The 25,794-nt window shown below is 65.4% G+C and carries 26 protein-coding genes; 14 read left to right on the top strand and 12 right to left on the bottom strand.

Annotated elements, in window-relative coordinates:
* Positions 1–53 precede the first annotated feature (53 nt).
* A complete protein-coding gene (gene stpK7 / locus D3H54_RS04540) occupies positions 54–1,856 on the top strand; it encodes a serine/threonine protein kinase StpK7 (RefSeq protein ID WP_149378054.1) in 1,803 nt (600 codons plus the stop codon).
* A gap of 19 nt (positions 1,857–1,875) precedes the next feature.
* Here stpK7 and D3H54_RS04545 read toward each other — a convergent pair whose 3' ends face one another.
* Complete coding sequence (locus tag D3H54_RS04545; protein ID WP_149378055.1) at positions 1,876–2,319, bottom strand: DUF5709 domain-containing protein; 444 nt, start codon at positions 2,317–2,319, stop codon at positions 1,876–1,878.
* A gap of 135 nt (positions 2,320–2,454) precedes the next feature.
* Between D3H54_RS04545 and D3H54_RS04550 the strand changes: the two genes are divergently transcribed.
* The 3 genes from D3H54_RS04550 to D3H54_RS04560 are packed head-to-tail and all read left to right on the top strand — an operon-like array spanning position 2,455 to position 4,692.
* The gene (locus D3H54_RS04550; protein ID WP_149378056.1) at positions 2,455–2,946 is read left to right on the top strand and encodes a hypothetical protein; all 492 of its coding nucleotides are present in this window, start codon (positions 2,455–2,457) and stop codon (positions 2,944–2,946) included.
* Positions 2,943–3,488, top strand: a complete 546-nt coding sequence (locus D3H54_RS04555) for a ferric reductase-like transmembrane domain-containing protein (protein WP_149378057.1) — start codon at positions 2,943–2,945, stop codon at positions 3,486–3,488. Before D3H54_RS04550 ends, D3H54_RS04555 begins: the two co-directional genes overlap by 4 nt.
* Positions 3,481–4,692, top strand: coding sequence for an NADH-ubiquinone oxidoreductase-F iron-sulfur binding region domain-containing protein (locus tag D3H54_RS04560; protein ID WP_149378058.1), 1,212 nt, complete (start codon positions 3,481–3,483; stop codon positions 4,690–4,692). The genes D3H54_RS04555 and D3H54_RS04560 overlap by 8 nt, the downstream gene beginning before the upstream one ends.
* A gap of 98 nt (positions 4,693–4,790) precedes the next feature.
* Here the strand turns inward: D3H54_RS04560 and D3H54_RS31625 are convergent, their stop codons facing one another.
* Positions 4,791–4,922 (bottom strand): hypothetical protein, encoded by a 132-nt coding sequence (locus tag D3H54_RS31625; RefSeq protein WP_286199106.1) that lies wholly within the window; start codon positions 4,920–4,922, stop codon positions 4,791–4,793.
* A gap of 508 nt (positions 4,923–5,430) precedes the next feature.
* On the opposite strand from D3H54_RS31625, the gene D3H54_RS04565 reads away from it, so the two are divergent.
* Positions 5,431–5,931: a DUF5994 family protein gene (locus tag D3H54_RS04565; RefSeq protein WP_286199251.1), complete on the top strand. Its 501-nt coding sequence runs from the start codon at positions 5,431–5,433 to the stop codon at positions 5,929–5,931.
* A gap of 16 nt (positions 5,932–5,947) precedes the next feature.
* Here the strand turns inward: D3H54_RS04565 and D3H54_RS04570 are convergent, their stop codons facing one another.
* Positions 5,948–7,282, bottom strand: coding sequence for an MFS transporter (locus tag D3H54_RS04570; protein ID WP_149378060.1), 1,335 nt, complete (start codon positions 7,280–7,282; stop codon positions 5,948–5,950).
* A gap of 566 nt (positions 7,283–7,848) precedes the next feature.
* Here D3H54_RS04570 and D3H54_RS04575 point away from each other — a divergent pair.
* The 4 genes from D3H54_RS04575 to D3H54_RS04590 all read left to right on the top strand — a co-directional run bounded on the left by D3H54_RS04575 (position 7,849) and on the right by D3H54_RS04590 (position 12,463).
* On the top strand, positions 7,849–9,030 hold the full coding sequence (locus D3H54_RS04575) for a glycosyltransferase (RefSeq protein WP_432246485.1): 1,182 nt from the start codon (positions 7,849–7,851) through the stop codon (positions 9,028–9,030).
* Complete coding sequence (locus D3H54_RS04580; RefSeq protein WP_149378061.1) at positions 9,027–10,046, top strand: glycosyltransferase; 1,020 nt, start codon at positions 9,027–9,029, stop codon at positions 10,044–10,046. Before D3H54_RS04575 ends, D3H54_RS04580 begins: the two co-directional genes overlap by 4 nt.
* Positions 10,043–11,524 (top strand): glycoside hydrolase family 130 protein, encoded by a 1,482-nt coding sequence (locus D3H54_RS04585; protein ID WP_149378062.1) that lies wholly within the window; start codon positions 10,043–10,045, stop codon positions 11,522–11,524. The genes D3H54_RS04580 and D3H54_RS04585 overlap by 4 nt, the downstream gene beginning before the upstream one ends.
* A gap of 135 nt (positions 11,525–11,659) precedes the next feature.
* A complete protein-coding gene (locus D3H54_RS04590) occupies positions 11,660–12,463 on the top strand; it encodes a transglutaminase-like domain-containing protein (protein ID WP_149378063.1) in 804 nt (267 codons plus the stop codon).
* Between the two features lie 109 nt (positions 12,464–12,572).
* On the opposite strand, the gene D3H54_RS04595 is transcribed toward D3H54_RS04590, so the two are convergent.
* Complete coding sequence (locus tag D3H54_RS04595) at positions 12,573–13,736, bottom strand: N(5)-(carboxyethyl)ornithine synthase (protein ID WP_149378064.1); 1,164 nt, start codon at positions 13,734–13,736, stop codon at positions 12,573–12,575.
* 84 nt (positions 13,737–13,820) lie between these two features.
* Positions 13,821–14,000 (bottom strand): hypothetical protein, encoded by a 180-nt coding sequence (locus D3H54_RS04600; protein ID WP_149378065.1) that lies wholly within the window; start codon positions 13,998–14,000, stop codon positions 13,821–13,823.
* A gap of 154 nt (positions 14,001–14,154) precedes the next feature.
* Here D3H54_RS04600 and D3H54_RS04605 point away from each other — a divergent pair, with 154 nt between their 5' ends.
* The gene (locus D3H54_RS04605; RefSeq protein WP_149378066.1) at positions 14,155–14,757 is read left to right on the top strand and encodes a TetR/AcrR family transcriptional regulator; all 603 of its coding nucleotides are present in this window, start codon (positions 14,155–14,157) and stop codon (positions 14,755–14,757) included.
* A gap of 103 nt (positions 14,758–14,860) precedes the next feature.
* On the opposite strand, the gene D3H54_RS04610 is transcribed toward D3H54_RS04605, so the two are convergent.
* On the bottom strand, positions 14,861–15,064 hold the full coding sequence (locus D3H54_RS04610; protein WP_036343377.1) for a cold-shock protein: 204 nt from the start codon (positions 15,062–15,064) through the stop codon (positions 14,861–14,863).
* A 76-nt stretch (positions 15,065–15,140) separates the two neighbouring features.
* Positions 15,141–16,523 (bottom strand): DEAD/DEAH box helicase, encoded by a 1,383-nt coding sequence (locus D3H54_RS04615; RefSeq protein WP_149378067.1) that lies wholly within the window; start codon positions 16,521–16,523, stop codon positions 15,141–15,143.
* Between the two features lie 266 nt (positions 16,524–16,789).
* On the opposite strand from D3H54_RS04615, the gene D3H54_RS04620 reads away from it, so the two are divergent.
* Entirely contained in the window at positions 16,790–18,040 is a 1,251-nt protein-coding gene (locus D3H54_RS04620) for a KasA/KasB family beta-ketoacyl-ACP synthase (RefSeq protein WP_149378068.1), read from the top strand.
* Here the strand turns inward: D3H54_RS04620 and D3H54_RS04625 are convergent, their stop codons facing one another.
* Positions 18,041–18,925, bottom strand: a complete 885-nt coding sequence (locus D3H54_RS04625; RefSeq protein WP_168214776.1) for a cyclopropane mycolic acid synthase family methyltransferase — start codon at positions 18,923–18,925, stop codon at positions 18,041–18,043. It abuts the gene before it with no gap.
* A gap of 62 nt (positions 18,926–18,987) precedes the next feature.
* Entirely contained in the window at positions 18,988–19,917 is a 930-nt protein-coding gene (locus D3H54_RS04630; protein WP_149378069.1) for a cyclopropane mycolic acid synthase family methyltransferase, read from the bottom strand.
* 107 nt (positions 19,918–20,024) lie between these two features.
* Here D3H54_RS04630 and D3H54_RS04635 point away from each other — a divergent pair, with 107 nt between their 5' ends.
* Positions 20,025–20,570: a class I SAM-dependent methyltransferase gene (locus D3H54_RS04635; RefSeq protein ID WP_168214777.1), complete on the top strand. Its 546-nt coding sequence runs from the start codon at positions 20,025–20,027 to the stop codon at positions 20,568–20,570.
* On the opposite strand, the gene D3H54_RS04640 is transcribed toward D3H54_RS04635, so the two are convergent.
* Positions 20,567–21,415: an NYN domain-containing protein gene (locus tag D3H54_RS04640; RefSeq protein ID WP_149378070.1), complete on the bottom strand. Its 849-nt coding sequence runs from the start codon at positions 21,413–21,415 to the stop codon at positions 20,567–20,569. The two genes, D3H54_RS04635 and D3H54_RS04640, sit on opposite strands and share 4 nt — an antisense overlap.
* 149 nt (positions 21,416–21,564) lie before the next feature.
* Here D3H54_RS04640 and D3H54_RS04645 point away from each other — a divergent pair, with 149 nt between their 5' ends.
* Positions 21,565–22,821, top strand: coding sequence for a L,D-transpeptidase (locus D3H54_RS04645; RefSeq protein ID WP_149378071.1), 1,257 nt, complete (start codon positions 21,565–21,567; stop codon positions 22,819–22,821).
* Positions 22,822–22,987: 166 nt separating this feature from the next.
* On the top strand, positions 22,988–24,256 hold the full coding sequence (locus tag D3H54_RS04650) for a L,D-transpeptidase (RefSeq protein WP_149378072.1): 1,269 nt from the start codon (positions 22,988–22,990) through the stop codon (positions 24,254–24,256).
* A gap of 4 nt (positions 24,257–24,260) precedes the next feature.
* On the opposite strand, the gene D3H54_RS04655 is transcribed toward D3H54_RS04650, so the two are convergent.
* A complete protein-coding gene (locus D3H54_RS04655) occupies positions 24,261–24,851 on the bottom strand; it encodes a hypothetical protein (protein ID WP_149378073.1) in 591 nt (196 codons plus the stop codon).
* Positions 24,852–24,996: 145 nt separating this feature from the next.
* Complete coding sequence (locus D3H54_RS04660; RefSeq protein ID WP_149378074.1) at positions 24,997–25,710, bottom strand: hypothetical protein; 714 nt, start codon at positions 25,708–25,710, stop codon at positions 24,997–24,999.
* Positions 25,711–25,794 lie beyond the last annotated feature (84 nt).

The following is a 25,794-nucleotide window of genomic DNA, read 5'->3' on the forward strand; positions in this document are numbered from 1 at the left end:
CAAAGGTGATGTAGCTTCAATCGACGGTCGGGGGAGCTGCCAAGGAGTAGATGGTGGAGGCGACACCATTTGGGCACTATCAGCTGCAGGAGCTGATAGGTCGCGGCGGTATGGGTGAGGTTTACCGGGCCTTCGACACCAAGACCGATCGGGTGGTCGCCCTCAAGGTACTGCCGCACCGGCTGGCCGAGGACGAGACCTTCCAGCAACGATTCAGGCGGGAGGCCCAGGCCGCCGCCGCCCTCAACGAACCGCACGTCGTGCCGATACACGGCTACGGCGAGATCGACGGTCGGTTGTACCTGGACATGCGGCTGATCGAGGGCCGCACGCTGGGATCGATCCTGTCCGACACCGGCAAGCCGTTGGAACCTGCGCTCGCGGTCAGCATCACCGAGCAGGTCGCCGCGGCCCTGGACGCCGCCCACGCCGCCGGCCTGATCCACCGCGACGTCAAGCCGTCCAACATTCTGATCACCGGTCGCGACTTCGCCTACCTGATCGACTTCGGGCTGGCCCGCACCGCCAGCGAGGCAGGGCTGACGACGGCCGGCAGCACGCTGGGCACGCTGGCGTACATGGCCCCGGAGCGGTTCAGCGGCAGTCAGGCCGATCACCGCTCCGATGTCTACGCCCTGGCGTGCGTCCTCTACGAATGCCTCACCGGCGACCGGCCGTACCCGGATGACAGCTTGGAACAGCAGATCGCCGGGCACATGACCACGCCGGCCCCGCGACCGTCCGAGAAGAATCCCAAGCTGGCCGCGTTCGACGATGTCATCGCCAAGGGCATGGCCAAGAAAGCCGCGCAGCGGTACGCCAGCGCCGGGGAACTGGCCGCTGCCGCGCGCCAGGCCCTGACCGCACGGGTTCGCAAAGCCGGGAGTTCCGGGCGGCACGTCCTGGCCGCAGAGCCGCGGCCACACCGCCGACGCGCGTTCGCCGCCATCGGAGCAGCCGTCGTACTGGTGGCCGCCGCGGGTGTGGGTGCCTGGCAATGGCAGGGATCGGACAATCGGTCTGCCGGCGCAACGAGTCTGGCGGGCACCGCATCCAGCTCGCAACCGCTACCGCAGGCCGACGGCGCGGTGCCGTCCATCGCGGCGATGGTGCCGGCCAAGATCCGGGACTCGGGCCGGCTTGTCGTCGGCGTGAACATCCCTTATGCGCCAAACGAATTCATCGACGCCGACGGTAAAGTGGTCGGGTTCGACGTCGATCTGATGAATGCCGTCGCCCGCACGCTCGGGCTGACACCGGAATATCGCGAGACCGCGTTCGAGGCCATCATCCCGTCGGTGCGCGCTGGCGATTTCGACCTCGGCATGTCGTCGTTCACCGACACCAAGGAACGCGAAGCCGCAGCCGATTTCGTCACCTACTTCCGGGCCGGCACCCTGTGGGCGCAGCGGCCCGGGGCCGCGATCGACCCCGACAACGCCTGCGGCCTCAGGGTCGGGGTGGCCTACCCGTCGCTGCAGGAGTCCGAGGAGTTGCCTGCCAAGAGCAAGGCATGCGTGGCTGCCGGCAAGCCCGCGATCAAGAAGGTCATCTACACCCGTCAGGATGATCTCAACACCGCGCTGATGGCCGGTGAAGTCGATGCGATGTCGGCCGATTCGCCCGTCACCGGGTTCACGATCAAAACCAGCGGCGGACAACTCGAGGCCGCCGGCGCGGTGTTCGACTCCGCGCCCTACGGCTGGCCGGTGGCCAAGGATTCCGGTCTCGCCGAGCCGCTGCGCCGGGCGCTGCAGCACCTGATCGAGACCGGGGAGTACCGCACCATCGCCACGATCTGGGGTGTCGAGAAGGGAATGATCGACAAGCCGTCGATCAATGCTGCCGTGCGCTAGCGGGATAGCGCGCTCAGTCCTAGTCCTCGTCCTCGATGACGTGCATGGCGGCTTCCTCCGCGGAGGCCGCCCCGCCGTCGATGCCGACGTCCTCGGCGACGAGTTCGGACTCGTCGTCCTCGCCGAAGCCCGCATCGGGAGCTACCAGCCGGCCCGATCGCGCGCGACCGACCTCGTCATCCTCCGGATAGTCGGACTCGTCACCGTCAGCGCCGTCCAGCTCGTCGAGCACATTGTTCAGCCGGGACACCGGGTCGGGTTCCTCCTCGGCCAGCAGCTCGTCCAGAGTCTCCGGGCCGGGGTGGTCGAGATTCGTGCGGGCAACCGGCCGCTCCGGAGGGGAAATGCCCTCGTCGAGGATGTCGTCGACGCCGCGATCGACCAACGTGTCCTCGGCTTGGAGCTGGTTATCGTCTTCGACGCTGTATTCGCCGCTATCGGCGCTGTCGTCCCAAGTGCTCACAGCTCCAGAATGTCACGACTCTGGACCAGGGCCACGAGGTCTTTCGTCACCAGCGGCCGGACCGCCGTCACCACGCCCACGCCGGCGGTTGCCAGTTCTTTGAGCCCATAAAGATTCGATCGGCACCATCAGCGCATGGACTCACCTCGTTCCGGATTCCGCCGGGCCGCCGTGACCTCGTGGGCGTTGGCCGGCATCGGCATCGCCGGAGTGGCCGGCGCATCCGCGTTGGCATACGGCGACACCGTCAAGCCAGCCGTTGCCGAGCTTCCGGCCGTTGACGCCGTGGCCACCGACCCGGCCGCGGAACTGCCACCGCCACCTCCCGCCGTCGAACCACCCCCGGCGCCGATTCCCGCACCGGACACACCTGCGCCGCCGAGCCCGGAGTCGACGACCGCGCCGGCGCCTGCGGAGACGTACACACCGCAGCCGACCTACACCGAGAAGCCGGCCTACACCCCGAAGGCGACAGTTCAGCAACCGGCGCCGGCACCGGCACCGGCGCCGAGCGCGAAGTCGCAGCCCTCGTTCCCGATCCGGCAGAGTCACGTCCCGGCCGGTGGCGGGGGCACGTCGGGCGGCAACAGCTTCTCCCCGCACGTCACCGTGTCACGTGGGTCATGACCGACGAGGCTCTGTGGGCGCTGGGCCGTGGCAACGGCATCGTGGCGCTGGTATTCATGACCGTGTCGGTGGCCTTGGGCATCGCGGCCCGATCCGGACGCCCACTGCTGGGGGTGCTGCCCAGGTTCGCCGTTGCCGATGTCCATCGCTTCGCCGCACTGTCGTCGACGCTGCTGGTGGCGCTGCACATCGTGCTGCTGTTCCTCGACCCCTACGCCAAGTTGAAACTCATCGACGTCGTAGTGCCGTTCCTCGGCGCCTACCGGCCGCTGTGGCAGGGGCTGGGCACCGTCGCCGTCGACGTTCTCGCCGTCGTGGTGATCACCGGCCTGCTGCGCCACCGCATCGGTCCGCGAGCCTTCCGGATGGTGCATTGGGCGACCTACTCGTTATGGCCGGTCTCGATGGCTCATGCGCTGGGCAACGGCACCGATACCGGACGGGTGTGGTTCCTCGCGATCGCAGGCGGCTGCTCGGTCGTGGTGGCAGCGGCGCTGATCTGGCGGCTGCGCGCGAACTTCAGTGAGTACGCCGATGCCTAGCGCACCGCGGCTGCTGGCCGCCGCCGGGCCGAGTCTCGCCGAGCACGTCGACTGCTTCGGTGATGTCCCGAAAATCTCTGACAGTCAACTCATTTCACGTCTCAACGACGCCGGGCTGTCGGGGCGGGGCGGCGCGGGGTTCCCGACCGGACGCAAACTCGCCGCGGTCACCGGCCGAGACCCCGTGGTGGTCGCCAACGGTGCCGAGGGAGAACCGTTGAGCCGCAAGGACGCGCTGCTGCTGACCCGGGCGCCGCACCTGGTGATCGACGGCCTGCACATCGCCGCCCGCGCGGTCGGCGCCCACACCGGCTACCTGTACGTCCACGCCGATGCCGTGGCATCCGTGCGCGCGGCCCTCGACGAGCGACGAGCGGCCGGGTTCGACTCCAACCGTGTCGACGTAACGGTGGTGCAGGCTCCCGACACCTTCGTCGCGGGCGAGGAATCCGCTGCGATTCGGCACATCGAGGGCGGACCGGCGCTGCCGCGAGACCGCACCGTCCCCGTCGCGGTCTCAGGTGTGCGAAAGCGCCCCACCCTCGTCAACAACGTCGAGACGTTGGCGCACATGGCGTTGATCGCCCGTCACGGGGCCGACTGGTTCCGCTCCGTCGGCGACCCGGACGACCCGGGCACCATGCTCGTCACCCTCTCGGGCGCGCTGGACGGTGAAGGCGTCGTCGAGGTCCCGACGGGTGTGCCGGTCACGGACCTGATCGACACCCGAGCGGTGTCGGCGGTTCTCATCGGTGGCTACCACGGAAGCTGGCTTCCATCAGATACTTTCGCCGGAATGCGGCTCTCGCGCACCGGCTTGAAAGCGCTGGGTGCATCGCCGGGCGCCGGAATCGTCCACGCCCTGGCTATGACCGAGTGCGGCCTGGTTCGCACCGCCGAGATCGCCGGTTACCTCGCCGACGAGAGTGCACGCCAGTGCGGTCCCTGCCGCAACGGCCTGCCGCGGCTGTCCGAATTGATCGACGAGTTGGCCTACGGGCGCGCCAGTGACCATCTGGTCAAAGAGATTCGGCGTATCACCCGGCTTGTGGACGGCCGAGGAGCGTGTCGGCACCCCGACGGGACCGGGCGTATGGTCCGCAGCGCGCTGCGCGCGTTCGCGGCCGATATCGAGCAGCACCGCCTGGGACGGTGCAACAGCGTGGTGCCGGCGACGCCGGTGTCGAAAATGCCGATGGCGTAGCCGGGCATCGTCTGCCGGAGCAGGTTAGCCGGCAGTCGCGAAAAGTGCTGTCCGCGAGGACTATCCGATGCTATTGCCGCGCGTCGTCGGTATGGGGCTCAGCGGGTCTTGGCGTTCGCCACGGTTTGACTCTGCGGGCCGTCGGACTTGGAGCGCTTGTCGGCCCGTTTCTCTTTCAGGGACTTGCCGGATTTCTTGGACATACCCTGTCGCGGGGACTTGTCGGACATCGTTGGCCCTTCAATAGGGGGTCGCGGGACTTGTCGGACATCGTTGGCCTTCAATAGGGGGCCGATGGCGTCCCGGTCCCTTGGACTCTACGCCCGAATCCCCGAAACGGGGTCCGACAAGGCAAGTTCGTGCGTTCTTGACCGGCAAATTTTCCTGTCCCGCAGGATATTTCACGTGATCGGCGGGCGGTCGAGGCGATCACCGTTCGATACCGGCGACGCCAGCCGCACAGCGAATCCGGCATTGACCGACGCTCTGAGAGGTCCGGGGTGTAGTGTCAAAGGAAGATCCGTTCTGCATTGGCGGGGACCGTTAGGCTCGGGCTACGTCCGCGGGTCGACTCTTCTAACCCTGAGGAATTTCCCAGATGGAAAGCTCCGACCTTTTCTCTCATCCTGTCGAGACGACGGATGCTGCGTATGAGACGGCCAATGTGCCTGTCCCGCACCCGATTTTCTCTGGACTCACCGAGTCCCACTCGCCGGAATCGGCGTCCTCGTGAACGGCATGTCCGGGAGCCGGCGCCTGGCCAGCCCGGTGCGCGTCACACTGAAACCCAACCTCGGCGGTGACATCGACGGCGCCTGGTGGCCGCATTCCTTCGCGCTTGCGCGCGAACTGCCGGAATTGATCGAGGCACTGCACCCGGTGCTGGGTGAAATCATCGATATCAAGATCAACTGGTCCTCGTCGTCCGGCACCCCGGTTCTGAAGACGCTGACCTCGGGGGCGGTGTCGATGCACGGCTGGAACGACCGCCAGCATCGGCTGATGATTGTCTCCGGCCGTACCGGCTGCGCACGGCTGCTCGTGGTTCCCAGCTCCACGTCGGTGAATCTGGGGCGTCTGGTGATACGGCGCGCGGCCGCAATGGATCCTGGCGCCGAGCACGACAGCTCTATGTGCGATATCGCTGACGCCGTGATTCGTGCGGCAGAGGCAGAGTGCTCCCTGTGGTCAGCCCAGCTTCTCGAGGCCGCCGCGAAGGTCGAAGCCTCCGCGCCCTGACGGCGTCGGCTGGTAGTTAGCACGCCACGTGGGCCAAGTGCTGCCGCGCGACGGCGGGTTCACTGGGCTCGGTTGACTCAGCGATGCCCAAGCCACGTCCGGCCGTCTCGGTCAGAAGCAGCACGCTGACCAGGCTGACCACGGTGAAGCCGGCCATCATCGCGGTGATCGACCAGCTGCCGTACGACGACAGCAGCATGGGGGAGAGCACCGGGGGCAGCGCGCCGCCGATGATGCCGCCGACGTTGTAGGACAGGCCGGCGCCGCTGTAGCGGTAGCGGACCGCGAAGATCTCCGGAATGAATGCGGCCAGGGGGCCCATCATGATTCCGATGATGCCGTAGGTACCGATGATGGCGATGCCGTAGCGGACGGGGTCGCCGGATTGGATGAGCGGGAACAAGATCAGCGTCCAGGGCAACGCCAGTGCGGCGCCGAGCGCGAGGATGCGGCGACGGCCGTAGGTATCGCTCAGGATCGCCGATGCGGCGACGAACACCAGCGAGCACACTCCGCCGGCCACGCCCACCAGCAGGATCAGGTCCTCGTCATAGTGCAGGTGCGTCGCGGCGTAGTTGGGGAAGTAGGTGCCCACCTGGAACGCCAGCATGAATAAGCCCATCACCGCGCCCGCCGCCAACACCACCTCGCGGCCTTGCTGCCGGATTGCCTCGGCGATCGGAACCCCGCTGGGGCCCTCGGCCGCCGACTCGGCGAACACCGGGCTCTCCTCGAGGTGCAGCCGGATGTAGAGCGCGACCGCCACCAGCACTGCGCTGATCAAGAACGGGATGCGCCAACCCCATTGCAGGAATGCCGTTTCCGCGTCGCCGAAGGCGCCGTGCACCCCGAGGAAGACCAGGTTGCCCAACACCAGCGCAGTGCCCAGACCCAACTGGGTGAACATGCAGTAGTACCCACGCTTGCCCTGCGGTGCCTGCTCGGCGCTCATCAACGCGGCGCCGGCCCACTCGCCGCCGACCGCGAAGCCTTGCAGCAGTCGCATGCTGATCAGGAGCAGCGGCGCGGCCGCGCCGATGACGGCGGTGCTGGGTATGAGACCCACACCGACGCTGGATGCACCCATGATCACCAGCGTGAACACCAAGGTGTTCTTTCGGCCGATGCGATCGCCGAAGTGCCCGAACACCGCGGCCCCGATCGGCCGGGACAGGAACGCCGCCGCGAATGTGCCCAGTGAGGCGATCGTCGCCATCAGTGGACTCAGACCCGGGAAGAACACGTGGGGGAACACCAGCGCGGCGGCGGTGCCGTAGATCAGGAAGTCGTAGTACTCGATCGCCGAGCCGACATAGCTGGCGAGGGCGACCCGGCGGATAGGTGTTTCCATGACGCAATCGTCGCCTGTGGCGTGCGCCACAGGTATCCACCGGCGAGTGGATCTTGGCAGTTGACCGTGATGTCCACCGATCGGTGGACGGCTCAGACCCTCGCCTAACCGCCGGGAGCCGCGGCGGTCATCATGACGGCGGGCGCCCGATCGGCATCTGTTCCGACAGGCACGACGAGCAGGACAAGCTTCCCGCCGCCATGAAGCCCACCAAGTGGAGGTGACCCGATGGGTGATGGCGTTCCGAAGTATTGCCGTACGTGGAGCCCACTCGCATCGGTGCCGACACACGTCCTGACCGGCAAATCCGGCAATCGGCTGGAAACTGTTCGTTATCAACGGAAATCGATAAGGATCGTGGCGGTGCGCCGGCATGGTGAGCGACGTGTCCTGTGCAGTCGAATTCTCTCGCCTGCCGTCGTTGTAGCTCACGGCCTGGTCGCGGGGTGTAGAGTAAATGGTGTTGGGAATTCAGCCAGTCCGGAATGACTCAGCCGTCCGCCGCTGACTCGCCGAGCATTCGCTCATGCCGGGCACGTCGGTGACAACCGCAAGACGGGATCACCTTGAACTTTCCATCTGTTCTTCCAACCAATACACCAATTTCCATTGGCCGCCAAGGCTTTTCCGGCATCCCGCGGGTCGGCATTCTGAGCACATATCCGCCGACATTGTGCGGATTGGCCACGTTCAGCGCAGCGCTGGCCGACGGGCTTCGTGCCAACGGCGCCGCAGTCGACGTGGTCCGGATCGCCGATGGACCGCCAAGCGGCGACGTCCAGGTCATCGGGGAGTTGATCAACGGTGTTCCGGCGTCGGTGTCCGCAGGCGTACAGCTGCTGAACAGATCTGACGTTGTGGTCATACAGCACGAGTACGGGATCTACGGCGGAGCTGACGGCGAAGATGTCGTCGACATCATCCGTGGGATACAGGTTCCGACGATCGTTGTTGCCCACACGGTGCTCAAACAGCCTACGCCGCAACAACGTTGGGTGCTGGAATCGATAGTGGCCCAAGCCGATCAGGTTGTCGTGATGACCACCGCTGCCCGCGATCGCCTTTGCCTGGGTTACGAAGTCGACAGCCGAAAGATCATCACGATTCCGCACGGGGCTACCGTCACCGCCAGGGCGGATGTCAAACGTTCCGGTCGTCCCACGCTCTTGACCTGGGGCCTGCTGGGGCCGGGCAAGGGCATCGAGCGAGTCATCGATGCCATGGTCACGCTCAGCGAACTGCCCGGGCGGCCCGTCTATCTGATCGCCGGCCGCACACATCCGAAGGTTCTCGCCGCGGATGGCAACGCCTACCTTGATTCTCTGCGGGAACGCGCCAACAGCCGCGGCGTCGCGGACTCGGTGAAGTTCGATGTCGTATACCGGGACAACAAGGCGCTTGGCGCGATCATTCAGTCAGCTGCGGCGGTGGTCTTGCCATACGACTCCACCGAACAAGTCACCTCGGGCGTACTCGTTGACGCTATCGCCAACGGACGTCCGGTCGTGGCGACCGCGTTCCCTCATGCGGCCGAATTGCTCGGCGACGGCACCGGAATCGTCGTACCGCACGGTGATACGGATGCACTCACATCCGCCCTGCTTTCGGTGCTGACGCAGCCCCGGTTGGCCGGACATATGGCGGCAAGAGCGCGCCTGTTGGCCCCGACGATGGCCTGGCCGATGGTTGCCAAAGATTATCTGGTTCTGGCTCAACGTCTCTGCTCCAGAAGGTCGGCACTCGTATGAGCGAGATATTGATTCCGAAGTTCGACCAGCTTTTTCGGATGACGGACCACCGCGGGACCTTTGAGCACGCATGTTTTGACGAACCGCGGCCCGAGCACGGCTATTGCACTGACGACATGGCCCGCGTGCTCGTCGTCGCCGCCCGTGAGCCCGGTGCTTCCGGTGAGGTCAATCGCCTGGCCGGCGTTGCCGTGCGGTTCCTGAATGACGCCCAAGCCCTCGGTGGCGCCTGCCGGAACCGAATGGATTCTGCCGGTAGGTGGTTGGACGACCCGAGCCTGGACGACTGTTGGGGCAGATGCATCTGGGGCCTCGGTACCGCAGTGGCGCACAGCGACGTCGTATGGGTGCGCAAATCAGCGCTCGTCCAGTTCGAGCGCGCGGCGCAAGCACGTTCGAAGTGGCCGCGCGCGATGGCATACGCCGCTTTGGGCGCCGTTGAAGTTCTCACGGTCCATCCTGATCATCACGCTGCCCGCAAACTGGTCACCGATTACGCGGTCTCGATAGCCAAGCCGAACGGGGATCCTGACTGGCCGTGGCCCGAGCCGCGTCTGCGCTACGCCAATGCGGTTCTGGCCGAGGCGATCATTGGCGTAGGTGTGGCGCTGGAGGCACCGAAACTGTGGCAGCGGGGGCTCGACCTGTTGGCCTGGCTTCTGGACATCGAAACCTTCAATGGGCACCTGTCACCCACTCCGGTCGCGGGGCGGGGCCCGGGCGACCCCCAACCGGCTTTCGATCAGCAGCCGATCGAGGTCGCAGCGCTGGCCGACGCCTGCGCTCGCGCCGCTGCCGTCGACGCCGCCGCACAGTGGAACGACGGTGTGCGAAATGCTGTGTCGTGGTTCACCGGTGCCAATGACGCCGGCCAGCTGATGTGGGATCCGGCCACCGGCGGTGGATACGACGGACTGCTGGCCGACGGGGTCAACCTCAATCAAGGCGCTGAGTCGACGTTGGCAATGATCTCGACGATGCAGCACGGCCGGCGAATATCGTTGCTGCAGAGATGACGTCGATGGAAGTTGATCTCGCCAAGCGTGTCCCACTGCGGCTGACGCTTGACAGGTCACGGGTCGTCACCCGGCTGTTCGTGCCTGGCCAGGAAGGATTCGAGCAGCAGGATTCGCGGGCGGGTGCGGTGCTCGCGCGCATCCTTGCGCTGGGTGAAGACGATGTTATGCGCTCACTGGATGACGTGATCAGCCGGTTCGACAGTCGGCATCGCGATCTGGGCGGCACGTTCCGGCGGCACGCCCGAGAACTCGCTGACCGGCTGCGGCCAGACGCGCGAGTGTCCGATGCCCGGATGCTGTTATTGGGCGCCACCTTCACCAGCGAGTACGCGATCGAGGGTGCGGCGCTGTGCAATCCCAGCATTGTTGCGCACCCCGACCAGACCGGGACGACCGCGGGTGAACTCCGGATTGTGTTGAGTGTCCGCGGTATTGGTGAAGGCCATCGGTCCTCGATCGGGTTCCGGACCGGTGTGGTCGATGCGTCGGGATGTCCTCGCATCGACCCTCTGGGTGCGTTCGCCACGGTCGGCGCGACGTCGGCGGGCGGCTTGGACGCCGCCGTCTTCCGCAGCGAGCTTCACCGACTCGATGATGACGGGGAAGCAGCCAACTACGTCCTCGAACCACTCGGTGAGTGCTTTAGCCGTAGCGACCTGGAGGAGAGGCTGGTCCAACTGCAGTCTCACTCGAGCACTCGTGGACGTGTGCTCGAGACAATCGCCGAGAGCCGCGCGATCGCGGACAGGAGCTACGCTGTCGAATTCCCGCACCAGGTGCCGATTTCCGAACGCGTGCTGTGGCCTGCGATGGACGCCGAATCGGTCGGTATGGAGGACGCGCGCTTCGTGCGCTTCGTCAACGACGACGGCTCTGTGACCTTCTACGCCACCTACACCGCATACAGCGGATCGCACATCAGCCAACAGCTGTTGGAGACGGCCGACTTCCGGTCATTCACCTCGAAGCCCATGGTTGGGCGCGCTGCGGCCAACAAGGGTTCGGCATTGTTTCCGCGTCGCATCAACGGTCGGTACGCCGTGTTGTCCAGGGCGGATCGCGAGTCGAACTCGATCGCGTATTCGGATCACCCATTTGTGTGGACGGACGCGCGACCGTGCCAGCGCTCGGTCGAGTCCTGGGAGGTCTTGCAACTGGGCAACTGTGGTTCACCGATCGAGACCGATGCCGGCTGGTTGGTGCTCACCCATGGTGTCGGCCCGATGCGCACGTACCGGATGGGTGCGCTGTTGCTCGACCTCGACGACCCGACGAAAGTGATCGGCCGGCTGCGCGAGCCGCTGCTGAGTCCCGCCCCGGACGAGCAGGACGGTTACGTCCCCAACGTGGTCTATTCGTGTGGCGCACTCGTCCACGCCGACACCTTGATGCTGCCGTACGGAATTGGTGACGCCTCGATCGGATTTGCGACCGTCGCGATGCCCGATCTGATGTCGGCGCTCGGGGCGCGATGACGCGGTGTCGAGAAACGATTGCAGCCGAGGAGATTTGGGATTCCGAAGGCGGTCGGTTAGAGCCTGCGGTTGTCGTTCCATCGAGATTCTGATGGACATGAGCGCAGAGCGGCCGGGCAGGGCATCATGGTCGTTATGAAGCGTGAGGTGGCCGCCCAGCTCGAGGTGGAGATCACCGGTGCGACGACTCTGGAGTTCCAGATCGCCGTCGCGCCGCACCCGGGGGCCGACGTGTCCGAGGCGTTGTCCTTCGTCCTGAACGGGCACCCCGTCGCAGCGGCGGAGATCAGCGGTGAGCACGGCAACCGAATCCACAAACTCGAGGTTCCGGTGGGAACCCTGAAGGTCGCCTATGAGGCAACAATCAGCGGCCAAACCAACCCGGCCCCGGTGACCGACTACGACTTGTCAAAGTACCTGCGCCCCAGCAGGTATGCGGAAGCTGACAAGTTCTATGGCTTCGCCGCAACGGAGTTCGGTAGCTATCTCGACTCTGAATCGCTGTTGGAGCACGTGGCATCGTGGGTGGGAAACAGACTGAACTATGTGCCTGGCTCCAGCGACCCGATCGATGGAGCTGTGGACACATTGCTGGCGGGCGCGGGGGTGTGTCGTGACTTCGCGCACCTGGTCGTCGCTCTGTTACGGGCGGTCAATGTGCCCGCCCGAGTGGTCTCGGTGTACGCGCCGGGTCTGTACCCCATGGATTTTCACGCTGTCGCCGAGGCGTACGTGAGAGGACAGTGGTGGGTTGTCGACGGAACGCTCTTGGCGCCACGGCAAACCCTGGTGCGGATTGCCACCGGCCGTGACGCGGCGGACATTGCGTTCCTGGACAACCACAAGGGCGCGATCACGCTGAACAGACTTGAGGTCATGGCGATCGTCGATGGCGATCTGCCCAGAGACTCTCTCGACCAACTGGTGTCGATCCAGTGAGCCGAGAGACCACGTCTGGCTGATCCGGACCCGTGCAACGTCAACCTGAACCCGTTGAGGTAGCCCGCCCATCTGAAGTGGGGCGCTGTTGGCGTTGAGCCGCAATGGATTACGTCGTCACCTGGTGTGGGTAGTCCTGCGCGCGATGCTGGAACGACAAGATGGTGGGGTTGCGGACAACACCGTCGCGAATCTCTACAGCCCGGGAGATCGTCGTGCTGCTGTCCCAGGCGTCCGGTCCGGCCAGGACTGTCGAGATGTGCGGCAGCAACGCCTCACTGATTTCCCACGTCGCCGAATTCCACAGGTACGACGGGCTGTGGTCGACGGCGTAGTAGTACACGCCGGAACCCACGGTGATGACCGGGTCGGTGAACGACGTCGGCCGGGCCCAGCTGAAGCCCATCCCGGTGTCACAGGAGACGTCGACGATCAGGCTGCCGGGAGCGAACGCCTCGAGTTCGTCGGCGGTCACGAAGATCAGCGGCGACTCGGGATTCTGGAGGACGCAGTTGACGACGATGTCGTTGTCGGCCAGCAGTGTCGCTGCCGGCGCAGGACCGTCGGGGGTGTCCGCCCACGTGCGCGCGGCGTCGTCGGGGTCCTGCCACATCTTGAAGATCTGGGTGGAGTGAATCGGCGAGGCCACCGCGGCCGCGTCGCGGTTGGTGAGCACCCGCACGTCGTCGACGCCGTGCGCATTGAGCGCGGTGACCGCTCCACGAGCGGTCGCACCGAAACCGATCACCGCCGCCCGCAACCGTCGGCCATAACTGCCGGTGATGCCGGCCAACTGCATCGCATGCAGGACGGAGCAATAACCGGCGAGTTCATTGTTCTTGTGGAATACGTGGAGGGCGAAGGAACCATCGGCGTGCCAATGGTTCATCGCCTCGAACGCGATGATCGTCAACCGCCGGTCGATGGCGGCCTGGGTCAACGCAGCGTCCTGGACACAGTGTGGCCATCCCCAGACCACTTGCCCGACGTTCATCTCGGCGAGGTCTTCGGCCTGAACCTTGGGCAGCAGGATGACGTCACACTCCGCGATCAACTGGTCACGCGGCTTGATCCCGGCGACCAGCCCGGCCAGAGTCTCGTCAGTGACGCCGAAGTGCTCGCCAAAGCCATGCTCGAGAAACATCCGCTCTCGCAGCGCGGCGTCGATTCTGTCGATATGCGAGGGATGGATGGGTAGCCGAAGCTCGTTCTCCTTGCGCGACCGAGCGAGCACGCCCAGTGAAAGTTGAGGATCCTCAGAGCTTTTCGACATCCAATGGGCCTCTGTTCCCGAAGGCGGCGCGTTGACAGCTTGGCCGCGGAGCCGACTGGCCACCGCACACAACCATAGCTCAGGTCAGAGGCGGTACATCTCCCGTGACATCGATGCCTGCTCGACGAAACTGGCGCGCTGCGGCGGGTAATGCGGCTTCTTGCCAGGTGGCTCCTGCTCGGTGAATGCGGGCGCTCGCAGCCATGCGGCAATGCGGCTCAGGAAGCGTCCCGGCGACAGCCCGCCGGCTCCGATAGCGACCATGACGGTCCTCCGTTCGATCAACCCCTCGCGCTAGACTAAATCGTCTAGTCTGTTTGGTCTAGACGATGTGGTCTAGGCCACATCGTCTAATCGCAGTCAGATGCGACCTATAGTGGGGAAAGCCCAGTTCATCGATGGTTCGAAGGCGGTTCGAATGACGACGCAGCAGGAAGCGGCGCTCTCGCACAAGGAGCGGCTCTTTCGCGCTGGCGCGAAGTTGTTCTATGAAAACGGCTTCCACGGAACCACGATCGACGCCGTCCTCGCGGAGGCCGGCGTGCCGAAGGGCTCGTTCTACCACCACTTCGGCTCCAAGGATGCGTTCGGCCAAGCCGTCTTGAGCCGGTACATGGGGTCCCAGGGTGAACTGGTCGCGACGTGGGCCGCCAGAACCGACCTGTCGACCGCCGAGAAGGTGACCGGCTACTACCGGGATATGTCGCAGGTCTTCGTCAAATCAGGTTTCCAGACGGCGTGCCTGACCGGAAAATTCTCCACGGAGGTGGCCGCCACCTCTGACGTCTTCCGGCCGCAGCTGGCCGGACAGATCGATGGGTGGAAGGCGCGGCTCTCAACGCTGTTCGCGGCCGGTCAGAAGAAAGGCGACGTCCGCCAGGACCGTCCGGCCGAGGACCTCGCCGATGTGGTGCTCGCTCTCATTCAGGGTTCCTTCGTGTTGACGTTGTCGACCCGGGACGAGCACACACTCGCGACGGTGTGCGACACGATCCGGCAACTCATCGAACCCCCGAACTGAGGCGTCCGGCGATTCAGATATCGCCGGGATGATGACCCGCCCAAAAGCGAAGGGCTGGTGCGGCATTGCCGCACCAGCCCTTGCTTGTGGTATGAGGTCCGAGTCAGACCGCGGAAACCCGCGTGGCCTGGGGGCCCTTGGGTCCCTGTCCGACCTCGAACTGGACTCGCTGGTTCTCCTCGAGCGACTTGTAGCCGTTGCCCTGGATTTCCGAGTAGTGCACGAACAGATCCTGCTCGCCACTGTCAGGAGCGATGAAGCCGAAGCCCTTTTCGCCGTTGAACCATTTCACAGTTCCCTGTGCCATCTATTTCTTCTTCTCTCATTCAGATGGATGCCGGAGGCATCCCTTGCTCGCTCCGGCGGGCCCGCCGGAACGAAATCTAGTTGGTGCCAACCGCTGAGCGCGGCCGACGGGCACGACGGCGGCCGGGCTGGCCACCACCGTGAGCTTGATTGCTGCCGGACTGGCCGCCGCGAGACTGACCGCCGCGAGGCTGGCCCGACTGGCCACCACGAGCCTGGCCACCACGGCCGCGACCCGGGGTGGACGCGCGGCGAGGGGCGGCGGGCGCCGCCGCGGGTGCCGGAGCCTGGTATGCGGCGACCTCACCGACCAGTGCCTGCACGGGTTCCGAATCTGCCGAAACCTGTTGCGGGGTGGCCTTGATGCCGGCCTTGCGCAGCAGCGCCTGGGTGTCGCGGCGCTGCTCGGGCAGCACCACGGTGACCACGTCGCCGCTCCGTCCCGCTCGCGCGGTACGACCTGAGCGATGCAGGTATGCCTTGTGCTCGGCGGGCGGGTCGATGTGGACGACCAGCTCGACGTCGTCGACGTGGACACCGCGGGCGGCGATGTCGGTCGCGACCAGAACCCGGGCCGTCCCGGCGGCGAATGCCGCCAGGTTGCGGTCGCGGGCCGGCTGAGAAAGGTTGCCGTGCAGATCAACTGACGGAATGCCGGCCTGGGTGAGCTGCTTGGCCAACTTGCGGGCGTGATGCTTGGTGCGCAGGAACAGGATTCGGCGTCCGGTGCCCGAGGCCAAGGCGTGCACCAAGTCCTTCTTGGCGTCGACGCCGGCCACGTGGAACACGTGGTGGGTCATCGCGTCGACCGGCGACGTGTCCGAGTCCACCGCGTGCGACACCTGGTCGCGAAGGAACCGGGTCACCAGCTTGTCGACGCCGTTGTCCAGCGTCGCCGAGAACAGCAGGCGCTGTCCGCCGGCCGGGGTGGCGGCGAGGATCCGGGTGACGCCGGGCAGGAAGCCCAGGTCGGCCATGTGGTCGGCCTCGTCGATCACGGTGATCTCGACCGCGTCGAGGGTGATCAGACGCTGGCGCATCAGGTCTTCCAGGCGTCCGGGGCAGGCAACGACGATGTCGACGCCGGCCTGCAGAGCCTTGACCTGCTTGTTCTGCGGAACGCCACCGAAGATGGTGGTGACCCGCAGACCGGCAGCCTCAGCCAGCGGTTGCAGCGCCGCGGTGATCTGGGTGGCCAGCTCACGGGTCGGCGCCAGGACCAGGCCCGAGGGTCGGGATGAGCGACGGGTGGTGTCAGCCAGCCGGCTGACCAGCGGAATAGAGAACGCCAGCGTCTTGCCGCTGCCGGTCTTGCCCCGACCGAGCACGTCGCGGCCGGCCAGAGTGTCCGGCAGGGTCGAGACCTGGATCGGGAAGGGATGGGTGATGCCGCCGTCGGACAGTGCGCGCACCAATGAAGGGCGCACGCCGAGATCGGCGAACGTCAATTCGGGATTCATGAAGCCTTTCGGGCATCGATACATGGCGAGATTGCCGGAGGGCAAAATCGATCGCCGCGAGACTGTGTGCTTGGTGGCACTGATCAGCTGAACTCGGCTTCCGCAGAGCGGTTGTGCCGGTGAAGTGAAGGTGTTCCACGACGTGCTGGTGGCTCTTTCGAGCAGCCAACGTTGTTGTAAGCATATCAGCTTGTAGCCGGTATATATTCCCGGAGTAGCGGGTATCCCTCGCGTCAACCTGGACGCGACCGAAGGGGTCAGCGGTTATGACAGCGTTGCGGACCGGCGATGGACTCGCCGATGTGGTGGTCACGGCAGTGGCGTCGACGACTGCTCTGGCACCGGACGCCGAAGAAACCTGGCAGCAATTGCTCGAGGGCGGCAGCGGCATTCGCCAGCTCGACAAGTGGTTTGTGCACGAATATGAGTCGCCGGTGCGCATCGGCGGGGCGCTGCGTGAGGACTTCGACGAACACCTCAACCGGGTTGAGCTTCGCCGGCTGTCCTATCTGGGCAAGATGTCGACCGTGGTGGGTCGCCGGCTCTGGGCGGCCGCCGGCTCACCCGAGGTCGACACCAGTCGGCTGCTGGTCTCGATCGGCACGGCCCTGGCGAACACCGAAGAAATCGCCGAGGGCGCCGTCGACTGGCACGCCCGCGGTCTGCGGGCGATGTCACCGCTGGCGGTCCAGATGCACATGCCGAATGCGCCGGCCGCCGCGGTCGGGCTGGAACGCAAGGCCAGAGCCGGTGTGCTTGCGCCGTTGATGGGCGATGCATCCGGTGCGGGTGCGATCGCGCAGGCCTGGCGGCACCTTGTGTTGGGGGAGGCCGATGTCGCGATCTGCGGCGCGGTGGAGACCCAGATCGAGGCGGTGCCGGTGGCGGCCTTCCACGAGCTCGGCCTGCTGTCCACCAACAACGACGATCCGGCCGGCGCGTGCCGCCCCTTCGACCGGCATCGCGATGGGATGGTGCTCGGTGAGGGCGCCGCCATGTTGCTCATCGAAACCGAGGAGCATGCCAAGGCCCGCGGCGCGCCGATCCTGGCTCGTCTCCTGGGAGCTTCGACGAATTCCGACGCCTACGACCTCCTCGAACCGGACCCGACCGGAGAGACGGCCGCTGCCGCGATCTCCCACGCGATCGACCTGGCCGGGCTGGAGCCATCCGACATCGACCACGTCAACGCCCATGCCACCGGAACGACGTCGGGGGACCTCGCCGAGGCCCGCGCGATCCGGCGCGCCTTCGGCGGCCACACGCCCGCGGTCTACGCGCCCAAGGCGGCGCTCGGTCACTCGTTGGGTGCCGCGGGTGCGATCGAGGCGGTGCTCACTGTGCAAGCCCTGCGCGACGGTGTCGTGCCGGCCACCCGCAACCTGAAGGACCTCGATCCCGAGATCGACCTCGACGTGGTGGCGGACCGGCCGCGCCGAGATGACTACCGCTATGCCGTCAGCACCACGATGGGCATGGGTGGCTACAACGTGGTGCTGGCGTTCGGTGCCGCCTGATCAGCGCTTGACCAAGGTGAACTGCCCGACTTCGGACACACCCCGGCGGAAGAAGTCCGAGCAGCCCACGAGGTAGCGCATGTAGCGGTCGTACACCTCGACCGACGTCACCTCGATGGCCCGATCCCGCGCAGCCTCCAGTCGCTCCGACCAGATGTCGAGGGTGCGCACGTAGTGCGGCGTCAGGTATTGAAGCTCTTCGACCGCGAAGCCGGCCTTCTCCGAGAATTCGACGACATCCTCGTCGCACGGCACCGCCCCGCCGGGGAAGATCTCCTTGGAGATGAACCGCATGAACTTCAGGTCCGACATCACGATCGGAATCCCGAGCTCCGGCCAGCGCTTCAGCGGGTGGCCCATGATGGTCTGCAACACCATTCGCCCGTCGTCGGGCATCACGCGGTGGCACGTGTCGAAGAACGCGGCGTAGCGATCCTTCGGAAACGCCTCGAACGCTTCGATACTGACGATCCGATCGACCGGCTCGTCGAACTCTTCCCAACCGCGCAGCTGAATTTGCCGAGACCGCTTGGTCTCGACGGCATCAAGCACCTCTTGGCCCAGTGCGCGTTGATTTCTGCTCAACGTCAAACCGAGTGTGTTCACGTCGAATCTTTGCGCTGCACGCTTCATCACCGAGCCCCAGCCGCAGCCGACGTCAAGCAATGTCATTCCGGGCTGTAAGTCCAACTTGTCCAGCGCCAGATCGATTTTCGCGAGCTGCGCTTCTTCGAGCGTGGAGTCCTCACGCTCGAAGTACGCGCAGCTGTAGGTGCGCGACGGATCCTGGAAGAGCGCGAAGAAGTCGTTCGAGAGATCGTAGTGCGCCTGGACATCCTCGTAGGCCGGGCGCAGCTGCGTTGAACCTGAACCACTTTCCGTCATCGTCGGCTGACCCCCTCTACTCGAGATGTGTACGCAGTCACGACGCCAACTATGAAAAAAGGCTAACCGATTGCCTTTTCACACGTGAACTGGCATATGTCGGTGTAGCCGTTGCGGAACAGATCCGCGCACCCCGTCAGGTACTTGTCGAAGCGCTCGTAGATCTCTTCGGACGTGATCGCGATCGCCTCGTCCTTCTTGGCTTCCAAGTTCGCTGCCCAGGTGTCCAGCGTGCGGGCGTAGTGCGCCTGCAGGTGCTGCTCGCGGGTCACGTCGTAGCCGGCTGTGACGGCGTGCTGACGGACCATCGAGGCGAGCGGCAGCCGGCCACCGGGATAGATCTCGTCCATGATGAATTTGATGAAGCGCACCCGCGACATCGTCAGCGGAAGCTTCTTGGCTTTGATCTCCTCGTCCTCCGGAATGATGATCGTGTGTAGCAGCATCACCCCGTCGTCGGGCATCCAGCTGAAGGTCTTCTTGAAGTAGTCGTCGTACTTGTTGAAGCCGAAATGCTCGAAGGCGCCGATCGACACGATCCGGTCGACCTTCCCGTCGAACTCTTCCCACGGCTGCAGCCGAACTTCCATGCTGCGGCTGGTGTCGATGTTCGGGAACCGGTTCTGCTCGATGTGCTGCTTCTGGTTCTCCGACAGCGTCAGGCCGATGACGTTCACGTCGTACTTCTCCACGGCGCGCTGGATCGTCGAGCCCCAGCCGCAGCCGATGTCCAGCAGAGTCATGCCGGGCTCCAGACCGAGCTTGCCCAAGGAGAGGTCGACCTTGGCCATCTGAGCTTCTTCGAGGGTCATGTCGTCGCGCTCGAAATAGGCACAGCTGTACGTCTGGGTGGGGTCCTGCCACAGCTTGAAGAAGTCGTTGGAAATGTCGTAGTGGAACTGCACTTCCTTCTTGTCCGACCCGCGAGTCTGGGACGCGGACTTCGACAGCCACTGCGATGAGGGAGACGTTGTACGGGGTGTGTCAGTCACAGGCGTTCCGTCCTCAGTGCGGGGGTAGCAATCCGACGCGGTGTACCCATTCAGACTGATCTCAATCATCACTGTGCGTGGGCATTTCGCCGACTACGGTGGTCGACGTGGCCGATGCCGATGGTGTCCGCTGGGACGGCAAATATGCGGGCCGGACAGCCGGGTCGCCGCGTCTGCCCGAGGTGTTCGCGCCATACGCCGACGAGCTCCCGACAGCGGGCCAGGCGCTGGAGTTGGCCTGCGGATTCGGGCAGGCGTCCGTCTGGCTGGCTGAGCGTGGGCTGACCGTGTGGGGCGTGGATGTGTCGGCCGTGGCGATCCAGCAATCACAGGGCCTGGCCGCTCGCCGCGGAGTCGGCGACCGCTGCAGGTTTTCGGTCGCAGATCTCGACGACGGACTTCCCCCGGGGCCGCCGGCCGCGATGATCCTGTGCCATCGGTTCCGCGATCCGGCACTCTATTCCGCGATGAGCGACCGACTGGCGGCCGGCGGTCTGCTGGCGGTCAGTGTGCTCAGCGAGGTCGACGCCGAGCCTGGGCCGTTCCGCGCCCGCGCCGGTGAACTCCAGCGTGCCTTCGCCGGATTGCAGCCGTTGTCAGCCGGGGAGGGCGCCGGCCAAGCCTGGCTGCTGGCGCGCCGTCCCCGCCGCTAACGCAGCTTGACCATCCGAGTCGTGGAGCTTTCGTCGAGCTCCACGACGTCGGTGCGGGATCGCAGGAAGTCGCTGAACGACTTGAACCCCAAGGACTTCTCCGAGAAGGACGGGTCCATCCGCTTCATCTGGGCTTTGACCGCCGAATTGTGCAGCCAGTCGGCGTCGTCCTTGCCAAGGCCGATCTGCAGCGCCCGCTGCAGCAGCGCAGTGGCCGCGGTCTGTGGATCGGGCGACTCCTTGTCGGCCGACGCGCGCTTGGTCCGCTTCGGTGATTCCTCGGCTGCCGTCGGCTCGACCTCCGGGACACCGGGCAGCGAGTCGTAGATGACGAAATCGTCGCAGGCTGCCGCGAGCGCCCGGCTCGACGACCCGGCCACACCGATGCCGACCACATAGCGGCCCAGCCGCTTGCAGCGCTGAGCGAGCGGGATGTAGTCGGAATCGCCGGCCACGATCACCACGTGCGTGAGGTCGGGCAGCCGGAACATGTCTTCGACGGCGTCGACGGCCAGCCGGATGTCGGCACCGTTCTTTCCATAAGCCGCCGCTGGGAACAGCTGCACCAAGTCCACCGCCCGGCCCACCAGCTGCTGCTGGTACTCCGCGTTCACCCCGGCCGACCAATCGGCGTACGCGCGCGTCAATACCACCGTCCCGAACGACGACGCGAAATCCAGGATCGCCCCCACGTCGACGCGCGCCCGGGTCAACTTGGCGTTCTCCAAACCCTTGGCCTTGTCGCGCTGAAAAGAGTTGCGGCCGTTGACCTGGTCGTAGCGGGAGATGACGATGTTGTCGAAGTCGAGGTACACCGCAACGCGTGCAGCGCCAGGTTCGGTCATGTGCTCGAGTCTTGTCCATGTTGTGACGCGGCACGCGCCTTTGCCCGAACGTGAAGCTCTTCCAGTGCGTCTATGCTTCAGGGGCCCGGCTGATTTGGGTATCCCGCCAACAGTGGCCAACCTCGTAAAATTCGCATGGAGCAAACAAGTTGACCTTGAGTCGTCGTGCCCGTGGAGCCTGCCTCGGCGTGGTTCTGGCGGTGCTGGCCGTGCTCGGCGGAGTCGTCGTCACCTCCGCGCCGCACTGCCCGGAGCACTGCCGTACTGAGGCCGCGGCCCTCAATCCACAGCCGGCGCCGTCGAAGGACCCGGCCGCCGTCACCCTGACGCCGGCCGATGGCGCCACCGACGTCGACCCGCTGGGCGGGATCACCGTCGTCGCCAACTCCGGCATGCTGACCCACGTCACGATGGTCAACGACGCCGACAAGGCGATCCCGGGGATCGTCACGCCGGACTTCAAGACCTGGAAGCCGACCGTGCCGCTGGGCTACGGGCGCTCCTACACCCTCACCGTCGAGGCCCGCGGCCCCGGAGGTGTGCCGTCGACGATGTCGTCGACGTTCCAGACGCTGGTGCCCAGCGATCAGACCCAGGTGTCGTTCACGGCGGCGGGCTGGCAGCCGATCGACGGTGCCCGGGTGGGGATCGGCACCGTCGTCGTGGCGCACTTCGGCGAGCCGATCAGCGACCGGGCCGCCGCTGAGCAGCACCTGTCGGTCACCACCAACCCGCCGGTGCGCGGATCCTGGTATTGGATGGACGACCAAACCGCCCACTGGCGTCCCGAAAAGTACTACGCCCCAGGCACTTCGGTGACGGTGCGAGCCAACATCTACGGGGTGCCGCTCGGTGACGGCTTGTACGGCGAACAGGATTCCGCCGCGACATTCACCATCGGCGATGCGCACGTCTCCGTCGCCGACGACACGACCAAGCAGGTCAGCGTCTTCGACAACGGCAAGTTGGTCCGGACCATGCCGACCTCGATGGGCCGGGGTGGCACCGAGACGATCGGCGGGCAGACCCTGTCGTTCTGGACGCCGCCCGGTGTCTACACCGTGATGGATAAGGCCAACCCGGTGATCATGGACTCGTCCACTTATGGGCTGCCCATCAACTCGCGGCTGGGCTATCGCGAAACAATCCCGTATGCCACTCGCATCAGCCCGGACGGCATCTACCTGCATCAGCTGAACGCGACAGTGTGGGCGCAGGGCAATACCGACACCTCGCACGGCTGCCTGAACCTCAGCGGGGAGAATGCCGCCTGGTTCTACGACTTCTCTGTGCCCGGTGACGTGGTTGAGGTGAAGAACACCGGTGGCCCGCCCCTGCAGCTGACCCAGAACGGCGACTGGACGGTGCCGTGGAGCGAATGGCTCAAAGGCAGTGCACTGCACTGAGTCGGTATTGGGAGAATTAAATTTCGCTAATGAATGGATGTTTGCTGCAGGTGGTCGCCGACTCGGTCTTCGTCGGGTGACGATCCTGGCCCGCAGACGTCTATGATCTCAGGCGTCAAAGGTGACGCCGGCAACTCATCGTCGACCTGTTCTGGAGTGATTTTCGGTGGTCTTTTCCCGTCCCGCTCGCACGGCCAGCCTGGTGGTGGGGGTGTTGCTTCTCGCTGTTCTGGTGAGCGATGTCGCCGGGCTGCCGGGATGCCAGGGCGTGTGCAAGACCGCCACCGCGACCGCCCAGGTGCAGTTGCCGCCCGCGCCGCCGAAGCCACCGATGCTCGGCATCGCACCGGCGAACGGTTCGACCGATCTGAGCCCGCTGAGCCGGGTCTCGGCTCAGGTGGTCGGGGGCAGCTTGACGAACGTCTCGCTGGTCGACGACTACGGCAACACTCTGGCGGGCGCGTTGTCGCCGGACGGTACCTCGTGGCAGCCTGCCAAGCCGCTCAAGTACGGGCGTACCTACACGATGCAGGTCGCCAGCCAAGGCGCCAGTGGCGTGCCGCTCACGCGGACGACCAAGTTCTCCACCGCCTCACCTGACTACCTCACCCACGTGTACCTCGAGACGCCGGGCGGCCTGCCCATCCACGACGACGTCCGCTACGGCATCGGCACGATCATCGCCGCACGCTTCGACGAAGACATCTCCGACAAGGCGGCCGCGGAACGCAACCTGGTGGTGACCACCAACCCACCGGTACAGGGATCCTGGTACTGGGTCGACGACAGGACCGCCCACTGGCGCCCGGCCAAGTACTACGCGCCAGGCACGACCGTGTCGGTGGCCGCCAACATCTTCGGAGTGCGAGTCGGCGACGGGATGTACGGCGAGGAAAACGAGAAGGCCACCTTCACCATCGGCGATGCGCACGTCTCCATCGCCGACGACACCACCAAGACGGTCAGTGTGTTCGACAACGGCAAACTGGTTCGATCGATGCCCACGTCGATGGGGCAGGGTGGGTACCAAACCATTGCGGGACGGACGTTTTCGTTCTGGACGCCACCCGGGGTGTACACCGTGATCGACAAAGCCGAATCGGTGACCATGGACTCGTCGACCTACGGTCTGCCGGTGGCCTCGTCGATGGGCTACAAGGTGAAGATCCCGTACGCCACCAGGATCAGCACCGACGGCATCTATCTGCATCAGCTGAATGACACGACGTGGGCGCAGGGCAATACCAACGTGTCGCACGGCTGCCTGAATCTCAACGGTTCGAACGCCTCGTGGTTCTTCAATTTCTCGCAGCCCGGTGACGTGGTGGAGGTCAAGAACACCGGCGGCCCGAAGCTGGAGATCTGGCAGAACGGTGACTGGTCGCTGCCGTGGGGCGAATGGTTGAAAGGCAGTGCGCTGACGCCGAAGCCGTAGGGCTTCAGGGCTTCTTGCCGCCCCGGGCCGAGCCGGCGGCGCCGACATCCTTACTGGCGGTGGACTTCGCTGTGCTCTTGGCCCTCTGATGTGCCGGTGGTGTTCTGCCGGCCACGGTGCTCGGGGTGGTGGTGCGCCGCAGGTTTCCCAAGCCTGGCTCGGAGCGCTGACGGTGGCGAGAGCTTCGCGACACGGACGCCGCTCCACTCTTGAAGCCTGAATCAGACGCTGCAGCAGGCGATAACTGCCTAGCCAGGGAGGTGAATGCGTTCTTGGCGATATACAGGGGGCCGATCGCCCAGCCTGTGATGCCCAGCTCGAACGCGGTGGTGGGGTCAACGTCGTACCGGCCGCCCATACTGGCAAATCCGGCCCCCGCGGCCAGCACCAAAAAGCTCACCGCGATGCTTGCCGGCAAGGTGATCGGTGCGGCCACGTACCACGCCGGGATCAAAGCGACAACGGTGGCCGCGGAAACCGCAGACCAGACCACCGAAGCGGGGTCCGGCAGTGAGTTGGCTTGCCGAGCCGCCGCTGAGCCAGGGGCCAGCGGCATCACTACGTCGGAGTATCGGTCTGTTGCGGTCAGCTCCACAGAGAGAGTGCGCAGCGGTAACGCTGATCCATCTTGTCTGCTCGTGACACCAGGGGGCTGTGGTGGCGCCACAAGACCTGCGGTGATGATGGCCGCGACGGCGACGCCGACGAGACGAGACGTGTTGCCGCTGTGAGGACTTGATTCACCCATCCGACGGGCTTTTGTTGGCAGTGCGGCGTGAGCCTGCGGTTCCGGTGTGTTGCGTGAGTTTGGGACGATCGCCTTTGGCTGTTCGATGAGCTGGCGGCGTGGGGGCTGCGTGGACGGTCCGAGCGCCGGTCCGTCGAGAGCTGGCCAGTCCGGGGCCAGCCGCCTTGCGGGCTGGCCGAGCGGTGGTCGACTGTTCAGCGGTCGAGGACGAAACAGTCTGTGTCGGTACTGATTTCGCTGTGAGCGCTAACAGTGGGGACCCCAAGAACAATGGGGCAGCGACGAAGAACGCGGCGCTCGCCTGGAGGATGAACACTGGATCGAGGGTGATCGACTGCATGCTGACGCCGCGCACCAACACGTTGAACAACACGCCCGCAGTGAAGCTCAGCGGAAGGGTGACGGGGAACGCCCCATACCAAGCGGCTCCGATCGCGATCAGGCCGATCGTCGCCACCACCTCCTGTGGAGTTGGTATCCCGACGGGAGGTAGCGCGACCGCAGCCGGGCTGCGGTCGGACGGCGCGCTGGCGGCGGTGGTCAGCGCTGCAGCGGTGAGATCGACCGCAACGGTTTGTCGCTGAAGCGTGGGCGCGCCGCGGGGGACCGCCGCGTCTGCGGTGGTCGGCGCAAAGACCAGACCAGTCGCGATGATGACAGCAACGGCAAGGCGCAGGACGTTGGCCGTGCGAGTTGGCTCACGCATTCGATACCCCCCGGGACGAGCGACTACCGAAAAGCGTATCTGACGCTTAGGTCAGTTTTCGGTATTCGCGGAGCTCGGCAGGGA

The organism is Mycobacterium sp. ELW1, assembly GCF_008329905.1.
Lineage (GTDB): Bacteria > Actinomycetota > Actinomycetes > Mycobacteriales > Mycobacteriaceae > Mycobacterium.

Coding starts and splice junctions, on each gene's coding strand:
- D3H54_RS04585 (WP_149378062.1), top strand. CDS start 10,043: ATGACGTCGATGGAAGTTGATCTCGCCAAGCGTGTCCCACTGCGGCTG.
- D3H54_RS04605 (WP_149378066.1), top strand. CDS start 14,155: ATGACGACGCAGCAGGAAGCGGCGCTCTCGCACAAGGAGCGGCTCTTT.
- D3H54_RS04615 (WP_149378067.1), bottom strand. CDS start 16,523: ATGAATCCCGAATTGACGTTCGCCGATCTCGGCGTGCGCCCTTCATTG.
- D3H54_RS04600 (WP_149378065.1), bottom strand. CDS start 14,000: ATGGTCGCTATCGGAGCCGGCGGGCTGTCGCCGGGACGCTTCCTGAGC.
- D3H54_RS04560 (WP_149378058.1), top strand. CDS start 3,481: ATGCCTAGCGCACCGCGGCTGCTGGCCGCCGCCGGGCCGAGTCTCGCC.
- D3H54_RS31625 (WP_286199106.1), bottom strand. CDS start 4,922: ATGTCCGACAAGTCCCCGCGACAGGGTATGTCCAAGAAATCCGGCAAG.
- D3H54_RS04620 (WP_149378068.1), top strand. CDS start 16,790: ATGACAGCGTTGCGGACCGGCGATGGACTCGCCGATGTGGTGGTCACG.
- D3H54_RS04595 (WP_149378064.1), bottom strand. CDS start 13,736: ATGTCGAAAAGCTCTGAGGATCCTCAACTTTCACTGGGCGTGCTCGCT.
- D3H54_RS04590 (WP_149378063.1), top strand. CDS start 11,660: ATGAAGCGTGAGGTGGCCGCCCAGCTCGAGGTGGAGATCACCGGTGCG.
- D3H54_RS04555 (WP_149378057.1), top strand. CDS start 2,943: ATGACCGACGAGGCTCTGTGGGCGCTGGGCCGTGGCAACGGCATCGTG.
- D3H54_RS04640 (WP_149378070.1), bottom strand. CDS start 21,415: ATGACCGAACCTGGCGCTGCACGCGTTGCGGTGTACCTCGACTTCGAC.
- D3H54_RS04610 (WP_036343377.1), bottom strand. CDS start 15,064: ATGGCACAGGGAACTGTGAAATGGTTCAACGGCGAAAAGGGCTTCGGC.
- D3H54_RS04580 (WP_149378061.1), top strand. CDS start 9,027: ATGAGCGAGATATTGATTCCGAAGTTCGACCAGCTTTTTCGGATGACG.
- D3H54_RS04570 (WP_149378060.1), bottom strand. CDS start 7,282: ATGGAAACACCTATCCGCCGGGTCGCCCTCGCCAGCTATGTCGGCTCG.
- D3H54_RS04550 (WP_149378056.1), top strand. CDS start 2,455: ATGGACTCACCTCGTTCCGGATTCCGCCGGGCCGCCGTGACCTCGTGG.
- D3H54_RS04625 (WP_168214776.1), bottom strand. CDS start 18,925: ATGACGGAAAGTGGTTCAGGTTCAACGCAGCTGCGCCCGGCCTACGAG.
- D3H54_RS04565 (WP_286199251.1), top strand. CDS start 5,431: ATGTCCGGGAGCCGGCGCCTGGCCAGCCCGGTGCGCGTCACACTGAAA.
- D3H54_RS04660 (WP_149378074.1), bottom strand. CDS start 25,710: ATGCGTGAGCCAACTCGCACGGCCAACGTCCTGCGCCTTGCCGTTGCT.